The sequence below is a fragment of the Streptomyces acidicola genome, assembly GCF_009377235.1.
Lineage (GTDB): Bacteria > Actinomycetota > Actinomycetes > Streptomycetales > Streptomycetaceae > Streptomyces > Streptomyces acidicola.
In genome coordinates, this window is sequence record NZ_VMNX01000005.1 from 86,573 (window position 1) to 104,009 (window position 17,437).

At 67.9% G+C, this 17,437-nt stretch carries 15 protein-coding genes and 1 pseudogene; 11 read left to right on the forward strand and 5 right to left on the reverse strand.

Annotated features, from left to right (window positions below):
* Window positions 1-10: 10 nt before the first annotated feature.
* Both FPZ41_RS03640 and FPZ41_RS03645 read right to left on the reverse strand, forming a co-directional pair.
* Window positions 11-130 carry a keywimysin-related RiPP gene (locus tag FPZ41_RS03640; protein WP_009303044.1) on the reverse strand — a complete coding sequence of 40 codons (120 nt, stop codon included), beginning with the start codon at window positions 128-130 and terminating at the stop codon, window positions 11-13.
* A gap of 310 nt (window positions 131-440) precedes the next feature.
* Window positions 441-887 carry a GntR family transcriptional regulator gene (locus tag FPZ41_RS03645; protein ID WP_152859013.1) on the reverse strand — a complete coding sequence of 149 codons (447 nt, stop codon included), beginning with the start codon at window positions 885-887 and terminating at the stop codon, window positions 441-443.
* Window positions 888-1,167: 280 nt separating this feature from the next.
* Between FPZ41_RS03645 and FPZ41_RS03650 the strand changes: the two genes are divergently transcribed.
* From FPZ41_RS03650 to FPZ41_RS50545, 7 genes and pseudogenes are all read left to right on the forward strand, one after another.
* Complete coding sequence (locus FPZ41_RS03650; protein WP_152859015.1) at window positions 1,168-1,452, forward strand: hypothetical protein; 285 nt, start codon at window positions 1,168-1,170, stop codon at window positions 1,450-1,452.
* A gap of 376 nt (window positions 1,453-1,828) precedes the next feature.
* Window positions 1,829-2,416 (forward strand): hypothetical protein, encoded by a 588-nt coding sequence (locus tag FPZ41_RS03655; RefSeq protein WP_322619786.1) that lies wholly within the window; start codon window positions 1,829-1,831, stop codon window positions 2,414-2,416.
* Entirely contained in the window at window positions 2,413-3,024 is a 612-nt protein-coding gene (locus tag FPZ41_RS03660) for a toxin (RefSeq protein ID WP_152859019.1), read from the forward strand. The genes FPZ41_RS03655 and FPZ41_RS03660 overlap by 4 nt, the downstream gene beginning before the upstream one ends.
* A complete protein-coding gene (locus FPZ41_RS03665; protein ID WP_152859021.1) occupies window positions 3,021-4,202 on the forward strand; it encodes an MAB_1171c family putative transporter in 1,182 nt (393 codons plus the stop codon). Before FPZ41_RS03660 ends, FPZ41_RS03665 begins: the two co-directional genes overlap by 4 nt.
* Window positions 4,195-5,592 (forward strand): FAD-dependent oxidoreductase, encoded by a 1,398-nt coding sequence (locus tag FPZ41_RS03670; RefSeq protein ID WP_152859023.1) that lies wholly within the window; start codon window positions 4,195-4,197, stop codon window positions 5,590-5,592. Before FPZ41_RS03665 ends, FPZ41_RS03670 begins: the two co-directional genes overlap by 8 nt.
* A gap of 1,117 nt (window positions 5,593-6,709) precedes the next feature.
* Window positions 6,710-7,429 carry a UPF0158 family protein gene (locus FPZ41_RS03675; protein ID WP_152859025.1) on the forward strand — a complete coding sequence of 240 codons (720 nt, stop codon included), beginning with the start codon at window positions 6,710-6,712 and terminating at the stop codon, window positions 7,427-7,429.
* A pseudogene (locus tag FPZ41_RS50545) lies at window positions 7,384-7,501 on the forward strand (IS982 family transposase); the annotation flags it as partial. The gene FPZ41_RS03675 and the pseudogene FPZ41_RS50545, both read left to right, overlap by 46 nt.
* Window positions 7,502-7,525: 24 nt before the next feature.
* Here FPZ41_RS50545 and FPZ41_RS03680 read toward each other — a convergent pair.
* Window positions 7,526-8,695, reverse strand: a complete 1,170-nt coding sequence (locus FPZ41_RS03680; protein ID WP_322619787.1) for a hypothetical protein — start codon at window positions 8,693-8,695, stop codon at window positions 7,526-7,528.
* Between the two features lie 162 nt (window positions 8,696-8,857).
* On the opposite strand from FPZ41_RS03680, the gene FPZ41_RS03685 reads away from it, so the two are divergent.
* Window positions 8,858-11,140 (forward strand): 2OG-Fe(II) oxygenase, encoded by a 2,283-nt coding sequence (locus tag FPZ41_RS03685; RefSeq protein ID WP_322619788.1) that lies wholly within the window; start codon window positions 8,858-8,860, stop codon window positions 11,138-11,140.
* 400 nt (window positions 11,141-11,540) lie between these two features.
* On the opposite strand, the gene FPZ41_RS03690 is transcribed toward FPZ41_RS03685, so the two are convergent.
* Window positions 11,541-11,960 carry a PIN domain nuclease gene (locus FPZ41_RS03690; RefSeq protein WP_152859029.1) on the reverse strand — a complete coding sequence of 140 codons (420 nt, stop codon included), beginning with the start codon at window positions 11,958-11,960 and terminating at the stop codon, window positions 11,541-11,543.
* Window positions 11,960-12,214, reverse strand: a complete 255-nt coding sequence (locus FPZ41_RS03695) for a type II toxin-antitoxin system VapB family antitoxin (RefSeq protein WP_062697603.1) — start codon at window positions 12,212-12,214, stop codon at window positions 11,960-11,962. Before FPZ41_RS03695 ends, FPZ41_RS03690 begins: the two co-directional genes overlap by 1 nt.
* Before the next feature lie 682 nt (window positions 12,215-12,896).
* On the opposite strand from FPZ41_RS03695, the gene FPZ41_RS03700 reads away from it, so the two are divergent.
* From FPZ41_RS03700 to FPZ41_RS03710, 3 genes are all read left to right on the forward strand, one after another.
* Window positions 12,897-14,348: an AAA family ATPase gene (locus tag FPZ41_RS03700; RefSeq protein ID WP_152859089.1), complete on the forward strand. Its 1,452-nt coding sequence runs from the start codon at window positions 12,897-12,899 to the stop codon at window positions 14,346-14,348.
* 158 nt (window positions 14,349-14,506) lie between these two features.
* Window positions 14,507-15,823, forward strand: a complete 1,317-nt coding sequence (locus tag FPZ41_RS03705; protein WP_152859031.1) for a Clp protease N-terminal domain-containing protein — start codon at window positions 14,507-14,509, stop codon at window positions 15,821-15,823.
* 100 nt (window positions 15,824-15,923) lie between these two features.
* Complete coding sequence (locus tag FPZ41_RS03710) at window positions 15,924-17,420, forward strand: sensor histidine kinase (RefSeq protein WP_322619789.1); 1,497 nt, start codon at window positions 15,924-15,926, stop codon at window positions 17,418-17,420.
* The last annotated feature ends 17 nt before the right edge of the window (window positions 17,421-17,437 follow it).

Sequence of the window (17,437 nt, forward strand, 5' to 3'; positions counted from 1 at the left end):
TGTCATCGGACTACAGGCCCAGAGGCAGACGGACCTTGGGCTCGTGCGGCCCGCGCTTCAGGAATCCGGTGTCCTTGCGGAAGTCGCCGGCCTTGGACAGCGCCGGAACCTCGTAGACCTTCCTGGCCATATTCCTTGTCCTTTCTCTCACGGGAATTTCTGACGGGGCGGCACTCGATTTCGGGAAATCGGTGCCGCTCACAGAGAAAATCTTGGTCCCATTCCGAGAACCGATCAAGAAGCAGTCCGGGCCCACCACTTTGGGTGGCCACGCCCGGTCCGCCGTTCGGCGTCCACCGACATGGCTGCCACCAGCGCGAAGACGTGCCGTCCACTCGTGGGGCGGGTAGACCCGGCGCAGTGGATCGACCTGGCTTTCTTAGGTTCTTCTTCACACTCCGTATGAGCTTCATTGGCATCACGCCGATCCAGCAGTGGTGTCACAGAGTTCGCCGGGCCTGCGGCGCGTGGAGTGGACCGCACTGCGTCCGCCCGTGGCGCGCCACCACGCGAGGCATTCGCTCGATGGCGGAGATGATCGCGGTGCGTGAAATGCCGGATACATCCGCCAGGTTGACGACCTGCTGGAGTTGTGCGGAGATGTCGTCCATGTTCATCGGATGTGAGGAATGGAGGACGACGGGGCCGCGGCCACGGCCGAAATCGATGATTCCCTCGCTCCGCAGCATCCGCAGTGCCCGCAGAACGGTGTTCTTGTTGGCCCCGTATTTCTTGCCGAGTTGGTCCGCCGGGGGAAGTTGCTCTCCCCGGGCATATAGGCCGGACGCTATGTCTGCTCTGAGTCTCACCTTGATCTGGACATAGAGCGGTGTCGTGGTCTCACCGCTCTGTCGGCGGACATTCGCGACACCAGATACAGGTAACATCCTGCTGTTTCCCCCCCATAGTTCGGATGTGCTCAAAAAACGCGCCAAGTCATTGACTTATCGGCGCGGTGATGACCGAGGCAGCCCCGTGCGGCTGGCCTCCGCGTGGTCGGCGCGGGACCGAAATCTGCCTGGTCGGTATTGCGGTCCTCGATGGGCCGGTGGGCTGTGCGAGCCGGGAGTCGTGACAACGCTGCCGTGGGGGTCCTGTCCGGATGAGTTTCGTGCCGTCCGGAACGGGGCACGCGGGGCGAACGTGATCAGGGCTAGGCTTGGGCTCGTGTGTTCAGTCACCGGCAAACGCGTCGGCGACCGGTGCGGCGATCAAGTCGTCAGGGCGGTACGGCATCGCATCGACACCAGGACCGGTAAACGGAGCCGGGAGACGGTCTACGTCATCACCGACCTGACCAGCGGCCCGGTATCCCCCGAGCGGATCGCGAAGAACCTGAGGGCGCACTGGGTGATCGAAAACCCGCTCCACTTGTTCCGGGACACCGCCGCCCGTGAGGACGTCTCCAAGGTCCGCGCCGGTCACGTCCCGGAGAGCATGGCTCCTGCGTAACCTCGTTATTCACTAGTTCCGCACCACAGCCCTCGCCCTACCAGCGGGCCTCGGCCTCCGGCCGACCAGCACTGATCCATGATCAAAAGTCTTTGCCAAGCGCCCTCGGGTCGCCTGGCCCGCGGTGTGAGGAAAATGCGCATGCGTGAACGTCGCACACGCCGGTGACTCTCTAGGCATAGATGGCTCTTTCAGTGGGTGCCTACCGATCGACGATCACGTGGACTCGTCGGACCGAACGATTCCGCTGCCGGATCTTGCTATGCCCCCGCAGGCGTGTCAACGATCGTTTCCTGCCACGGAACGATCGTTTGAGGGACTGCTGAAGAGCCGAGTAGTGTGCGTGGGACAGGCACACCGACCTTGGGAGCGATTGGTGGAGCAACCTCTCACCGAAACTCTTCGGCGCCTCAGTGCGCACCGTGAGACGGAGAGTCTCAACTCCCGAGAGCTGGCAGCTCAGACGGCTCTTCCCGAGAACATCGTCCGTGAGTTGCTTCGCGGTGGTAGCCCGCCACCGGACACTGTGCAGCAAAGGGTCTGCGCGCGCATCAAGGCCCTGGCGGAGGACTACTTGTCTCGTACGGACAAGAAGCTGAGCGACCTTGTTTCTGAGGTCGCTGATCGCCTCGCGGTCTCCGAAGTTTGGGCGCGAAAGCTACTCAAGGGCGAGAAGATGCCCAACGTGCCCTTGCTCCACGACTTCGCGGATTTCTTCGACGTCGAAGGCGGGGAGACGTTCTTCACCATGTCAGCGGAGGACTCACTCAATCGTGTTCTCCAGCCGATCCTTCAGAAGTACGAGAACCCCGCGTCCGATCCTGTCCAGGCGCTGATGAAGAAGTACGGCGTCGTCAACGCCGACCTCAGGCACGCCGGTTCCCTGACACCTGAGCAGCTTGAGGTACTCCTTGCCGGCGTTATCCGGTCGGTCCTGCCCCCGGGGGGAGACTCAGCCCGATGAGCATCCGAGCCATGAAATCACTTTTGTCTGCGCTCGGGAGAGAAGCAGCTCATTCGGTCGACCGGCCGGCAGACGCGGAGGAGGTCATGCGGGAGTTCTGCCGGGCGATGAGTGTTCGCACCGGACGCCCGATTGCACTCCTGTTTCGGCGCTTTCCCTCAGACATTCCCGTGTCCGGCATGCGCCTGGACTGCGGGGATCGGTCGATCATCGTGGTCGAGAAAGCAACCGTTCCGGAGGCACAACTGGTCATCCTCGGACACGAACTGTGGCACGAGGAACAAGGCGACGGCGGCCACCACATCCCCGGATTGGCGGCTGCCGCCCGCGCGCTCGTGCCCGACCAGGCCCTCGGCACGCTGCAGCGGGTAGTCGATCAGATCCTGACCGACCAGGAGGTGCCACGCGAAGCGATCCAGATGGGCGCGGCGCGTGCAGAGTCCCTTGCGGAGCACGAGGCGGCAGCGGAGACCTTTGGCCTGCTGTTCGGCAGCGAGGTCCGCGCATGGGTGAAGGGCCGCTACGCCGAGGGGCCCGTCAGTGAGTCGACTCTCGAGGGACGTATCAACGTGTCGCTCACCAACCGCGGTGGACGCATACTTTTATGATCTACGTCCCTTACTCGGTCCCTGCCGTCCTGCTGGCGCTTGCGCTGTTCTTCAAGATCCCGACGTTCATCCGAGCCTGGCGCAACCCCGAGGTAAGAGCAACAACCCTGCTGCTTGTCTGGGCCACGGCTGCGATCACCGTCATCATCCCCGTCAACATCGAGCGCCTCAACGAAGTCACGGGTGTCCCGAACATAGCGGCACCCTGGGCCTATTCGTTCCTGACCGCGTCCGGTGCCACCGGCCTGGCCATGATCATGCGCTGGAGCGAGGAACCGTCCGAGCACCGGCGGCGCAAGATCCGGCGCATCTATGCCATCTACACCGGCGTGATCGTAGTTCTGTGGGTCACTTTCTTCCTTGCCGATACGCCGGACGTGCGGATCTACGACCTCGACACCTACTACGCCAGCACCCCCTGGATGCGTGAACACATCCTGCTCTACCTGCTCGCGCACTTCACCACGTGTTCCGCTTCAGTGTTCATGCTCTGGAAGTGGTTCAAGGAAGTCGAGAACCCCTGGCTGAAGTCAGGGGTCGTCTTCCTACAAGGCTCTTTCGTCCTAGGCCTGGCCTTCGACATAAGCAAACTGACTGCGATCATGGCCCGCTGGTCCGGCGCCGACTGGGACTGGCTCAGTACAAAGGCCGCACCACCTCTGGCACTCATGGAGGGGGTGTTCGCAGCCGTAGGCTTCATCACTCCCCAGGCCGGCCCGGCCCTCAAGGAGTGGAGCCGAAACTGGCGCGAGTACCGCCGGTTGAGGCCGCTGTGGCGCGCGGTACTCGTCCTGGCCCCCGCCGCAGCAACGGCACGGTTCGGTTACTGGGTTCCACTGGAGTTGCGCGTGATGCAGCGCCGCCAGCGCATCCACGACTCGCTGCGCCTGCTCGCCCCGTACTACAACACGGCCCTGTACCACCAGGCGTACACGGAAGCCGCCGCGACCTACACCGAGCCCAAGGCTAGTGCCATCGCCGGAGCCGTCGCCATCCGCGACGCGATCGCCGCCTACAGCAAGGGCACACCCATCTCCGCCAGCAAGCAGTCCCTACAGATCGGTACCGAGATCACCGACCACATCGACGCCATCTCCGTCACCCTAGACAGCCCTGCCACCGCCAACATCCTCCGCCAGCGGGCAACCGGAACAGAAAGCATGAGCGCACATGCCTAACAGCGCCACCCCCCGTCGGCCTACCGTAGTCGTCATCGGCGCCAGCGCCGCCGGGCTCTTCGTCGCCGCAGCTCTCGCTGAGTTCGCCGACGTCGAAGTCATCGAACGCGACACCCTGCCCAAAGGGCCCGAACCGCGCCGAGGCGTTCCCCAGGCACGGCATGCGCACGTTGTGTGGAGCGGCGGCGTCCGGGCCTTCAACGACCTTCTGCCCGGTCTCACCGACGACATCGTTGCGCGGGGTGGGCGCATGGCCCACATCATGGGTGACATGGTCTCCCGCTCCCCCAACGGGGTGTGGTTCCGCCGTTTCCGGTCCACTCACCACCGCAACGTGGTGTGCTCCAGAGACCTGCTCGACGCCGTCATACGTGATCGCGTCCTCACCAATGCGCGGATCACGATCCGAGACAAGACCACTGCCCTGTCGCTGGAGGGCACCGCCACCCAGGTGACCGGCCTCCGCGTCCGTACGGGCGAGGAGACGTTCGCCGTGAACGCCGACCTCGTCGTCGACGCCTCCGGCCGCGGCTCCCACGCCTTGCAGTGGCTGGTTGGCTTGGGTCTCCCCAGAGCGACCGAACGGGAAGTCAATCCTGGCGTCACCTACGCCACTCGCCTCTACAAGGCTCCGAGTCGTGTCGGCAGCGACTTCCCTCTGATCAACGTGCAGGCCAACCCCAGACAGGCCCCGGGCCGGGGCGGCATCATCCTCCCCATCGAGAACAACCAGTGGCTCGTCACTCTGGGAGGCACACGCGGTGGCGAACCCACTGCCGACCCGGACGCCTTCGCTGCCTTCGCCCTGGGCTTCGACCACCCGGTCATAGGCGAACTGCTTGAGAAGCTCGAACCCATCAGCGACATCGTCACCACCCGTGGTACCGCCAGTCGCCGCCGCTACTACGAGAAAGCGAAGTACTGGCCGGACGGATTCATCGTCATCGGCGACGCCGTCGCCACCTACAACCCCGTCTACGGACACGGCCTGACCGTCGCAGCTCAGAGTGCGACCGCTGTCCGCGACGTACTCCGCTCCACTGGCTTCGCAGTGCCCGGCACAGCCCGCCGCCTCCAGCGAGCCGCCTCACGTCCTGTGGCCGCAGCTTGGGACCTCGCTGTCGGTCAAGACGCCTTCTACCCCGGCGCCACAGACACCCCACCCACCTCAGTTGAAAAGTTGCTTGCCCGCTTCGTCGACCGCGCTGTCGCAACCGGAGCCCGAAACCCCCGCGCCATGCGGGCACTGCTCGACGTGATGAGCATGGAAAAGCCGGCAACTCGCCTGCTCTCCCCGGACATGCTGATCCCGATGCTCTTCGGTCCCAAGAGGCCCCACCTACAAGGCCCGCCTCTGACCGACAGGGAACGAGAAGCAGCGACCTCCTAACCATCAGTGTCGACCGCTGCTGCAGCTCGACCTGCTTCAGAGGCGCTTGTGTCGAGGTCGGACAAGCACTCTCGTGTGCTCGTCTGGCTTCGTCAGCAGCTACGCGTGCAGCCACTCAGCGCGCTGGTTGACCTCTTCCGGATGCCCCCGTCGGTGGACAGCCGGTGGACAGACGCCTTTGGACAGCGCATCACGGGGTGGCACGGGTCAACCTGTTGCATGTGCTCTGATCAGGCAAAACATCACTGGATAGCACGGCGAGGCATTACACACCACGAATGCTCGTGGTCTCGTAATGCGTAGGTCTCGGGTTCGAATCCCGAAGGCGGCTCTCTGGTAAACCCCAGGTCGGGCCTTTGACTTGGGGTTTCTTATATTCGTTGACCTTGGAATCCTGGCCAATCAGGCACTCGTGGTCTGCGCATCGTAATGCGTGGGTCGGAGGTTCGGTCTCTGTAACGAGGTCGACTATCAAGGTTCTGACCTGGTCTTTTATCCGCTCGTAGGGGATGGATCATGGTGGCGTAAAGGGTCCTGGTGGACAACCGGTGGACAGCCGTGCGTGACGCTCCATCAGGAGTTTCTCGCTGCCCCTGTGTCGACGGGTGAACTCCACGGGTCTCAGATGGAGCGATCGGCATCGTGGGGACTGTCCGGTTCGCGACAGATCTCACAGCCGGCTCGGGCGATCCGTCGGCAGTCGGCCCCTTGGGGCAGACTCGGCGGTCGGGCATCCGCCGGTGGGTCTCTCGCGAGTCGGCGGAAAGGGTCCTCGCACACCTCCGCACCCGGGCCCTCCATCGCGCCCCGTTGCCTTGAAGCGTGCCGACGTCACCCTTGGCTCACTGAGCGGATCAATGAAACGTAGTCATGTCGTGACAATACGTGACCGTACTTCTGGCCGGTGGCTGGCTGCTCGTCCCCGGCCGACTCGGCCGCGCCCGGAAACGTCGGCGCACCGCCGCCAAGAGTGGCCGCAAGCGGCGCCGCTGACCAGGGCATGACCGCCTGCTCATGAAGGCGCCGGGTGAGACTGCCGCCGGCACGGCGTCGGGCGGAGGGAAACCGGTGGATCCGGCGTCGTACGTCCCCGGTGGCGCGCGCTACCGTCGGAGTCATGGCCGAGGGCTGGGCCGAGGGCGGGCTGCGAGCCGTACGAGGCGCGCTCCAGGCTCAGGACGGGGTGGCGCTGCTTGCCGCGTTGCGTCGTGGTCCCGCGTGTGAGGTGCTGCAGCTGGCCGGCAATGGTGTGGCCGGGGCAGCGGCGCGAGGCCTGCCGGGGGCTGCGGAGATGGCGGCCTCGTTCGTCGGCGAACTCCAGCAGCGCGGCTTCCGGGGCGACGAGGAACTGGCGGACCAGTTGCGCGCGGCCAGGGGAGATGCGGCAATCCCCCTCCTGCGCCCGCTCGCGGTCGATCTGGAGATGCTGGCCATGCTGCTGGAGGGGGATGTGGCTGAGACGGGTGGCCGGATCGACCTGTCCAACGGGGAGTGCTGGCCGGCGTTCACAGACGAGTTGGGGACCGGGCTTGAGGCCGAGGAGGCGGACGATCCCGAGCGGTGGCTGTACGTGCCGGCTCTTGGTTCCCGGGCCGGCTACCGGGACATGGAGTTGTTCATCGACGGGCTCGGCGACGTCGCCCTCGCCGACCGGCTGCGGATCGCCATCGCCGGGCGGGGCGCCTTCCGACGCTTCAAGGACGTCCTCGCCCGGGATGAGCGCGCCTGGCGTCGGTACCACCGGCTCAGCGATGAGCGACAGCGCGGCCGGGCCCGCGCCTGGCTGGCGGAGGAGGGCTATTGCCCGTCCGCGTCATGCAGCGCATCCTCGCGCTGACCGTCGCGATCATGGCACGACGACCACACCGGACAGCCAGTCCTGCGCTCACTACCCGCCTGTGATCACTGACCCCTTGGATTGGAATCACTCATCTCAGCGGGGCGTCAGGCCGGCGTCGGTGAGGCGGCGCATCAGTGAGGGCTTGCCGCGGTGCTGCTCGCGCAGGTCGTCAAGCCGCCGGGTGAACTCCTCGGGGGTGCCCGCCCGGTCGTGGATCTCGCGGAGATCCTTCAGGAGGGTGACAGCGGTGTCGTAGGGGCCGGGCTGCTTCTGCCCGATCAGGTGGGCGATGTCCTGCCGGGCTTGCTGGGTGTTCTCGGTCAGGCGGTCCAGGTGGCTCTCGCGAGCCCGCTGTTCGGTCCGGCGGGCCTGGGCGCGGGCCTGTTCCTGCTGCCGTGTGTACTCGGTGCGCACCACGTAGGCGGCGTCGAGGAGCTCCGCGGCGGAGCGGCGCCGGGTGGCGGTGGACGGTTCGGCCGTACCGCGGGACGCGGCGCGGTGGCGGGCCAGCAGAGCGGGGCCCGGTTGCGGGGCGGTGCCCAGGGCGGCGTCCAGCAGCAGGGCATCCTTCTCTCGTTGCGGCATGGAGCGGATCCAGGTGGCGAGTGCGTCCCTGTCGATTGCCTGGGAAGGGGCGGCACCGCTGGCGCGGGCGGCCGCGGTGAGCAGGTGTGGGTCGACGTGAAGGAAGTCGGCCAAGCTCTGTTGCGGGCCGGTGAGGTGGGCAAGACCGGTGGGTACGGGCGGCTCGAGGATGGAGGTGTACTCGTCCTCGTCGACGTCCTCCTCCAGCTCCCAGCGGGTGAGTGCGGAGAGCCAGGCCAGATAGAGGGGGCGCAGGTCGCCTGCGGCGAGTTCGGTACGCAGGGTGGTGAAGGAGGCGAGGGTGAAGGAGGTCTCGAAGTCCCACTCGCCGCCGTCCTCGGCCTCGTAGGAGAAGTCGAGCAGCAGGTGCCCTTTCCTGGTCCAGCAGGTCAAGGCGTCTTCCGCGCAGTACAGTTCGGCGCTGCGGGCGGGTAGCAGTGTGGTGGGCAGGCGCAGCATCAGGCGCCGCGAGCCCCAGTTGGCGAAGTACAGGTGGGCGTCGTACACCTGCTCCATCAGTTTGCGCTCATCGCCGCGGAAGTTGCCGTAGTGGTACTCGTTGGCGAAGTGCGTCGCGCTGATCCGGGCCCGGCTCGACAGCGCTCGCACCCCTTCGAGCTCGTCCTTCGTCAACGGTCGGTCGACGGCCTGGAACTCGTAGTACTGGTACTCGCTCACATCCGTGCAGACTATCGACAGGCGCTGCGGCTCATCTCACGGGACCTGGATGTGGTCCCTCGTTCGGGGCCCCGTCCACGGTTACGGTCCTGGCAGTGCCGTCGGGTTCGTAGGATCGGGCCGAGACCGACGGGCCCGCAGGGGGCGGCGGAGGGCAGGCGTGTGGTGACACCGAGGGACCGGCTGGCTGGGCTGCTCGGCGGGGCGAAGGCGGCGGGGGCTTTCAGCGCCCGGCTGGAGGCGCCGGTGGCCGGCCTTGGCCTTGAGGTGGTCGGGGTCGGGCCGGTGCGCCTTCCGTTGCGGGCGCCCCAGGTGAAGCGGCTGATCTCGGCGGCACGGCCGGCGTTGTTCGGGCGGGGCGAACAGACGCTGAGCGACACCAGTGTGCGTGACACCTGGCAGATCTTGCCGGATCAGCTCAGTCTTGCCGGTCCTTCCTGGTCGTCGCTGCTGAGCGGCGCGCTGGAGCATTTCCGGGACGCTCTCGGTCTCCCGTCGGCGACCCGGCTGCGGGCTGAGCCGCACGCGATGCTGGTGTACGGCAAGGGCCAGTTCTTCCTTCCGCACCAGGATTCGGAGAAGGACGACGCGATGGTGGGCACGCTGGTGCTCTCCCTGCCTTCGGCGCACACGGGGGGAGAACTGGTCGTCGAGCACGCCGGGCAGGAGTGCGCCTACCGCGCCTCGAAGACGGATCTGACTCTCGTCGCCTTCTACGCCGACTGCCGGCACCAGGTCACTCCGGTCCGAACCGGGTACCGGGTGACGCTCACCTTCAACCTGCTCGCCGAGCCGGGAACTTCGGCGGAGGCGTCCGGACCGCTGGCGGAGCTTGCACACAGTCTGGGCCGACACTTCGGCTCGCCCGCCAAACCGCGCTACGGCACCCGCGAGTTGGATCCGCCGACCCGGCTCGTGTACCTGCTCGATCACGAGTACACCCAGCGGGGCCTGAGCTGGGAGCGGCTCAAGGGCGCCGACGCGGGGCGTGCCGCTCTGCTGCGCGCCGCTGCCGGGCAGGCCGGGTGCGAGTCGGTGCTCGCGCTGGCCGAGGTGAAGGAGACCTGGGATGCGTATCCCGAGAGGGACGACCCCTGGGACGACTATGGGTACGACGAGGATGATGAGGAGGAGAGCGGCGATGCGGGCGAGGACGGGGACTACGTCCTCCAGGAGCTGGTCGACGACGAGATCACCCTGGGCTGGTGGACCGGTCCGGACGGCACCGGTGGCGAGCCGATCTCGTTGCGGGTTCACGACTACGAGGTGTGCGCGAGCACCGCGAACGCGGACCTGACGCCCTACGACTCCCAGTACGAGGGCTACATGGGCAACTACGGCAACACACTGGACCGGTGGTACCGGCGGGCCGCGGTCGTCGTGTGGCCGCGCGAGCGTGCCTTCGCGGCACGCGGCGAGGCCGGATCGCGGTGGGCCCTGGAGGAACTGCGCGCCAGTATCGCGCGGGGCGACCTCGACCAGGCGCGCGACCAGGCCCAGTCCCTCGCACCGTTCTGGAAGAGCACCCGTCCGCAACCCGAGCTGCTGGACTGCGCGTTGCGGGTGACCGCAGGCCTGGATGCGGCCGAGACCGCGGCAATGCTGCTGGAGCCGTTCCAGGCGGGTGCGCTGGACCCGGAGCACGCGGACGGACTCGCCGCGGTTGCCGACCGGTACGGGACCGGGTGGATGCGCTCGGTTGTCGACGCCTGGTTCGCCTCGGAGCACCGCCTCCCGTCGCAGCAGTACGAGTGGACCGAGCGGTTGCCGGAGCTGTGCACGGCGCTGCGTGCGCATCGGGCGTCGGCGGTGGCACGGCTGCTGTCCGTCGGCGTCTGGGCCGCGGTGGACAGCGGTCTGCGGCTGTGGACAACGACCGGGCCTGCCGAGATCCGCCGTGCGCGGCTGCAGCAGCTGACTCTGCCGCTGCGACACGTCTTGGTGGCGGCCGACGAAGATCTGCGGGACGGGATCCTGGCGGTGCTGCGCGAACGCGGGGACACGGTACTCGAGTGCCTGATGCCGCTGCTGCGCCACGCCGCGGAGGCGAGCACGTCGGCCGAGTGGGGTGCGGCGGGGCTCGACGTCATCGCCCGGGACAGCGCGGACCGGCTCCGCTCGGTGTGCGCGCGGCCGCCGCGCGCTGCCGACGACTGGGCAGTGGCCTGGGCCGGGTGCGGCTGCGAGCTGTGCGGTGTTCTCGGCGCCTTCCTCGGGTCCCGGTCGCGGCGGGTCCTCGAATGGCCACTGGCGAAGGAGGGGCGACGGCATGTGCACACGAGGATCGACTCGGCCGAGTTGCCGGTGCGCCACCAGACCAGGCGGCAGGGGCGCCCGTACACGCTGGTGCTGACGAAGACCCAGGAGCTGTTCACCCGTGAGCAGACGGTCCGCCGTCAGGCGGCGGCGGACCTGGCATGGCTGATGTCGCTGCGGAACGGATGACTGCGGTTTCCGGCTCCGCGGCCTCGTCGCGAAGCTACGCCCCGGCCGGAACCGGTTCGTCGGCTGAGGCGACCAGCCAGGGCGTCGCCCCGTCCAGGCAGCCCGCCCCCGAAGACTCCGGGCCACAGACGCTCAACGACCCGTATCCAGGCGGTTATCACGGCCTACGGCGCCGGGCTGGGCCAGAGAACAAGCCGGGGCTCTATGCCGACGCCGGGGTCCCCCATCTGTGGCGCATCGAGGGTGAATCAGGTCTGCCGGTCGTGCTCACCTACGGGCTTCGACGACGCCACCCGGGTGCACGTGGCCACCGGCGGTCACCGCGACTCGTTGCCCATCTCTGTCCCGTTCCCGTTGGATCTCGCCCTCGCCGACCTCTCCCGGCAGACAGCCGGTCTGCTCAACGGTCGGCGCTGCCGGGCGGTACGACCCATTCGGTGGGTTGACGGGTGAGGGAGGCGATCATGTCGAAGTCGCCGTCGTAGTGGAGGACCGTCCGCCGGTGCAGTTCTGCCGTGGCGGCGATCAGCAGGTCGGGGAGGGACAGGGCGCGGTGGAAGCCTGCGTTGAGAGCGTGGCGCTGGACTTCCAGGGCGCGGGCGAAGGCGCGGTCGTCGGCGTGGAGGTAGTCGAAGGCGTGGAGCCAGGTGCTGATCCGAGTTGCTTCCGAGCTGTCCCGTGCGGAGTGGATCATCTCGTACTCGGTGGGCTGGCAGACGGCGAGGAGGTAACGCTCGTGCAGGGGCTTGAGGACCTCCTTGACGTTCGGCTTCGTCCAGCGGGCGAGGGCGGACTTGTCGATCAGGTAGCGGTCCTGCATCAGGCGGCCCGGCCTCCGTCGCGGTCGCCGTCGCGCTTGAGGGAGCCGTCCGCGTTGCGGGGGCCGGTGTTCTCGACGATCTCACTGAAGTCGAGCTCGCCGGCCTCCATGGCGTCGAAGCCCTCCTGCCGAAGGTGCCTCTTGACGGCGTCTTCCATGGCCAGGCGGACGGCTTTGGCCTTCGTTTTGGTGCCGAAGATGCGCATGGCCTCCGTGACCATGTCTTCGTCGAGGTCGATGACGGTTCTGGCCATGTGGATGATCCTCTCGGAGATGCTTCCGCCAGTGAAACGATACCATTCATCGCCAGTAGTAGATATCGTTTCGATCGGGGTTCCTCATGGAGGGAGGATGCGGCGGTCATGGCGACGTGCCGCGCGGTCACTCCTTGTGAGAGATGGACAGTCGTCCTCGTGCCGGGCTCCGCCCCTGTCGAGGGTTTCGCCAGAGGTGATGGGGCGGCGAGAGGCGGCCGGTCAAGCGGCCCCGTCGGTGGACAGCCGGTGGACGGACGCCTTTGGACGGTGCGTCACGGGGTAGCACGGGTTAACCTGTCGCTTGTGCTCTGATCAGCAAAACGTCACCGGACAGCACGACGAGGCACTGCGTAACGCGAACGCTCATGGTCTCGTAATGCGTAGGTCTCGGGTTCGAATCCCGAAGGCGGCTCCATTTAAAACCCCAGGTCGGATTGTTTCTGACTTGGGGTTATTTGCGCAGTGGGTGCTTTTTTTGGGGAGCGCACTGCCCGCGCGTCGGCCCCCGGTCTCACATCTGGTCTCCATCACGGCTCGTGATGGTCGCACGGTTGCAGAGGTGCGGAGATGGCTTTGGGTCGGACCACTCGGCGAGTCGGAGATCGCAAGGTTTGATAGGTGCAGGCATAATAACTGCACCTATATGTGCGAGGGTGGTGCTGTGGACAAGCCTCCTGAGATGTTCGACCGTGACTTCGAATGGGCCGAGCTGACCCGGTTCGCCGCCTTGCCCGGCCCGCAGGCCACGCTGGGTGTGGTCTCGGGGCGTCGCCGTCAGGGCAAGACCTTCCTGCTCGACGCGGTCACCCGTGCCGCGGGCGGCTTCATGTTCACCGCTACCGAGACCACAGAAGCCGACGCGCTGCGTCAGTTCGGTGAGGCGCTGGCCCGCTATCGCGGCCAGTCCACCCCGTTCCGCTTCGCGCACTGGGACGAGGCCGTCACGGAACTCATGCGCATCGCTGTCGCAGGCAACCCCACCGTGGCGGTGATCGACGAGTTCCCCTTTCTCGCCAAGGCCTCACCGTCCCTGCCCTCGATCATCCAGCGTGCTCTCGACCCCGCCGCCCAGCACAGCAACACTTCTGTACGCCTGTTGCTGTGCGGCTCCGCGTTGTCGTTCATGGGCAAGCTGCTGTCCGGAAACGCCCCACTGCGTGGCAGGGCCGGCCTCGAACTCGTCGTTCCCACCCTGGACTTCCGCCTCGCGGCCGAGTTCTGGCAGATCGCCGACCCACGCACCGCCCTGCTGACCAACGCCATCGTCGGCGGTACACCCGCCTACCGACGTGAGTTCACTCAGGGCGACACACCCGCCGGACCGGACGACTTCGACGACTGGGTCACCCGCGCGGTCCTCAACCCGGCCCGTCCGCTCTTCCGTGAAGCCCGCTACCTGCTGGCCGAAGAGCCCGAACTCCACGACACCGCGCTCTATCACTCCGTACTGGCCGCCATCGCCGCGGGCAACTCCGCCCGTGGCGGCATCGCCGACTACCTGGGACGCAAGTCCACCGACCTCGCCCATCCGCTGAGCGTTCTCCAGGACGTTGGCATGATCACCCATCAAGCGGACGCCTTCCGTCGTAACCGCTCCGCCTACCGCATCGCCGAGCCGCTTGTCACCTTCTACCACGCGGTCATGCGCCCGGCATGGGGCGACCTGGAACGTCCCGGTCGGGCACCAGCCGTCTGGCACCGCGCCCAGTCCACTTTCCGCAGCAAGGTCGTCGGCCCGCACTTCGAACAGGTCTGCCGGGAATGGGCCCGCTGGCACGCGGCGCCCGACACGCACGGCGGGCACGTCACACGGGTCGCCAGCGGCACGGTCAACGACCCGGCCGCCAGGACCAGCCACGAAGTCGATGTCGCCGTCCACGGCGAAACCTGGGACGGCCGCGAGGCGTTGCTCGCCATCGGCGAAGCGAAGTGGAACGACGTGATGGGGATCGGCCATCTGGAACGCCTCCGGCACATCCGCAACCTCCTGACGGCACGTGGTACGGCCACCGAGGCGACCCGGCTGCACTGTTTCAGCGGCACCGGCTTCACCGACGAACTGCATCGCCTCGCGAAGAGCGACCCCACGATCCAACTGATCGACCCGCCCCGCCTCTACCACGGGGAGTGACTGTGGGAGGGCATGCCGGGGCGCTGATGTGTCCCGGCCGATGTGCGTAACCGGTGTGCCGATCGGACCGGGAATCTGGCCGGTCGGCCGACGCGGTGTCGATGAGGGTGGGGCTAGCGTCGTGGTGACCAGGCCACCGCGCTTTGAGGGGAACGTTGATGGGGCAGCGAGAGACGACCGGAGCCCACGCCGACGGCACGGCCGTGGTCGGGGCGACCACGGAGTTCGAGCAGGACGTCATGGACCTGCTCGTGGAGACACTGCGCCGTGCGGTCAGGTGCGAGTTGTCGGTCGTGGGGACGGACACCCTGCTGGGGGAGCTCGTGCTGGGGGACACGGACGCCGGTGAGGCGATCGCCCCGGGGATGCGGAAGGCCGGTTCGCTCAGCGGCTTGATCACCGGCCACGCGGGTCGCGGTTGGGTGAGCGACGACGAGGTGCGCGGTGCGCACGGCGCGGACGGCGCCGATGAGGAGGCCCGACAGCAGCCCCAACAGCAGGACCAGCAGCAGGATCATCGGGAGGCCGATGAGAAAACAGTCGATGCCACCTGGCGCGAGGCATGTTGGCGCTTCGGCCTCGGTTCGCGCCGCTCGGCCCCGGGGAGCGACCAGGCGCTGCCCGGGATGACCGGGGCGCTGCGCGCGTGCCTGCTCCTCGCGATCGGCAAGGCCCGCGCCGAGGGGACGATCTCGGTGCGCTGCCGACATGTGGCCCGTGCCCTGGTGGACCTGCCGGACAGCAGGGCACGGGAAGCCCTGCTGCTGGAGCGGCTGGATCTGGCCGCCGCGGCAACCGCGCTCGACGCACTGGACGCGAGCGCCGCGGCGGAGACCGAGGGACCGGAGTCCCGTGGCGTCACTCTTCTCCGACGGTGCGGAACGCTGGGCAAGAGCGGTAACCGCCTGACACGCGCGTTTGCTTCGTGGACCTCCGGGTCCACGGTGAACGGCTCACCGGTGGTGTTCGCGGTGACCAACGAGGCCGTCCGGCAAGCGGTACGGTGCGGGCGTGCCGCGGTGGAGCCGGTGGATCTTCTGCTGGGGATACTGGCTCTGGACCGGGCACTGTCCGTTGCCGGGCGCTCGCTTCCCGCGAGTCTGGCGGACGCCAACGCCGCTCCGGCCCTGCTGCGCCGGCACGGCGTACGGCAGGTTTCCCTGGTCTCCTCGGCCTCGGAGACCCAGCCCGCTGCTCTTCCCGACAGCGACGGTGACGGCGACGGTGTGTGGCTGTCCGCCGCCGCCGACCGGATCATGGCGGTCGCGCGGCTGTCCGCCGCCGAGCACGGTTCGCCCACGGTCGGTACGGTCCACCTGCTCTCCGCGCTGCTCGACGAGCCGGTGACGGACGTTGCGGGTGATGCGGGTGACACGGCTGCCGGGGTCGGTGGCGCGGTCGTACGGCTGCTGGCTGCCGACCAGGTGGACCTCGCCGCGTTGCGGGCGGAGTTGAGCTCCCGGCTGGGCGCGTGACATCCGGGGGGCGTCGTGCGGTGATCGACGCCGCGGTTGCCGCGGTTACCGTTCCTCCCGGGGGATCCACGGTGGCGGAGCAGGGGTGATTGTGAGTCAGGTGGACGAGGACGCAAAGCCGTTGGGCCCGCCCGTACGGCTGTGGCGCACGCTGAGCGGGTTGCCGCGGTGGGTGCGGCGCGAGGTCCGCGCGAGCTGGGCCGCCGTGCGTGCCGCTGAGCGCCGTACGGTCGTCGTCGAGGCGTTGCTGTCTGCCCTGGCGGCGGGCCTCGGTTTGGTACCGCTGCTGCTGGTCCCCCCGGACCGGCCGGTGTGGGCGGTGCTGGAGGCCTTGTGGGCGGCGTTGCTCGTCCCGGTTCGGCGTGCCCGGCCGGTCGGTGCGGTCCTGTGCGTTTCTCTGCTGGTGGTGGTTCACAACGTGTGGACGCTGGCGGTGGTGCCGCTGATCGTGCTGTCCGCCACCCGTCGTATCGCACCGTCGCGGCGTGCGTGGCAGGTCGTCGGGGTGGCCTGCGGCGTCGTCGGTGTCCTGGCTGTTGTCCGTGCCCTGGTCCGGTCCGGGAACCTGCCGTGGGAACTGGCCGACGGCGCCCTCTCCGCGGTGCTGCTTCTGCTGCTGCCCGCCCTGTCCGGCACCCTGCTGGGGCGGCGGCGGCCCCTGGTCCGCCTGCTGCGGGAGCGCAACGCCTATCTGGAACAGGCCCGCACGCTGACCGCCGCGGCGGCCCGGATGGAGGAACGGACCCGGATCGCAGGAGAGATGCACGACCTCCTGGGTCACCGGCTGAGCCTGATGTCGGTGCACGCCGGGGCGCTTGAGCTCGGCGCCGCGCGGCAGGCACCCGCCCTCGCCGGGCAGGCCGAGCTGCTGCGCACGACCGCCGGTACGGCCATGGAGGAACTGCGCGAAATCCTCGGTGTCCTGCGGCACGAGGACATCACGGAACCGACGGACGGGACGGGGAACGAGAGGGGAACGCGTGAGGACATCACCGCTCTGGTGACGGAATCCCGGCAGACAGGCAGCACCGTCGAGCTGGACTGGTCCGTTCCGGACACGGCCGAGGTGGGGCTCCGTACGCGTCAGGCGATCCACCGGGTGGTCCGCGAAGGGCTGACGAACGTGCTGAAGCACGCGTCCGGCGCGCCCACCAGGGTGGAGGTCAGGGGCACGGACCAGGGGATCGAGGTGTCCGTCACCAACCAGGCGCCGCGCGCGGCGGGCCACTCCCAGGGAGGAACCCGCAGCGGGCTGGCCGGCTGCCAGGAGCGGATCTCGTTGCTCGGCGGCAGGTTCGAGGCGGGCGCCCTGACGAACGGCGGTTTCCGCGTGGCGGCTTGGCTGCCCGCCCAGGGCAGCAGACGCCCGGAGTCCGCCGGGCCGGCCGCCGCGCTCCCGGGTGCCTGTGCCGACGCCCCCGCGGACGCGGCCGGCCCTCAGCCCGGCGGAGCCGGTCAGGGAGGGGCGCATGCCCCGCTGCCGGACGAGATCCTGACCTGGCCGCGCGTGCTGGGGTCGGGCTGCGCCGCGCTGCTCGTGGTCCTGCCGACCGCGGGCTTCCTCGTCGTACTGCTGACCATGGCAGTCCTGAGATGAGGCAGTGCTGAGATGGG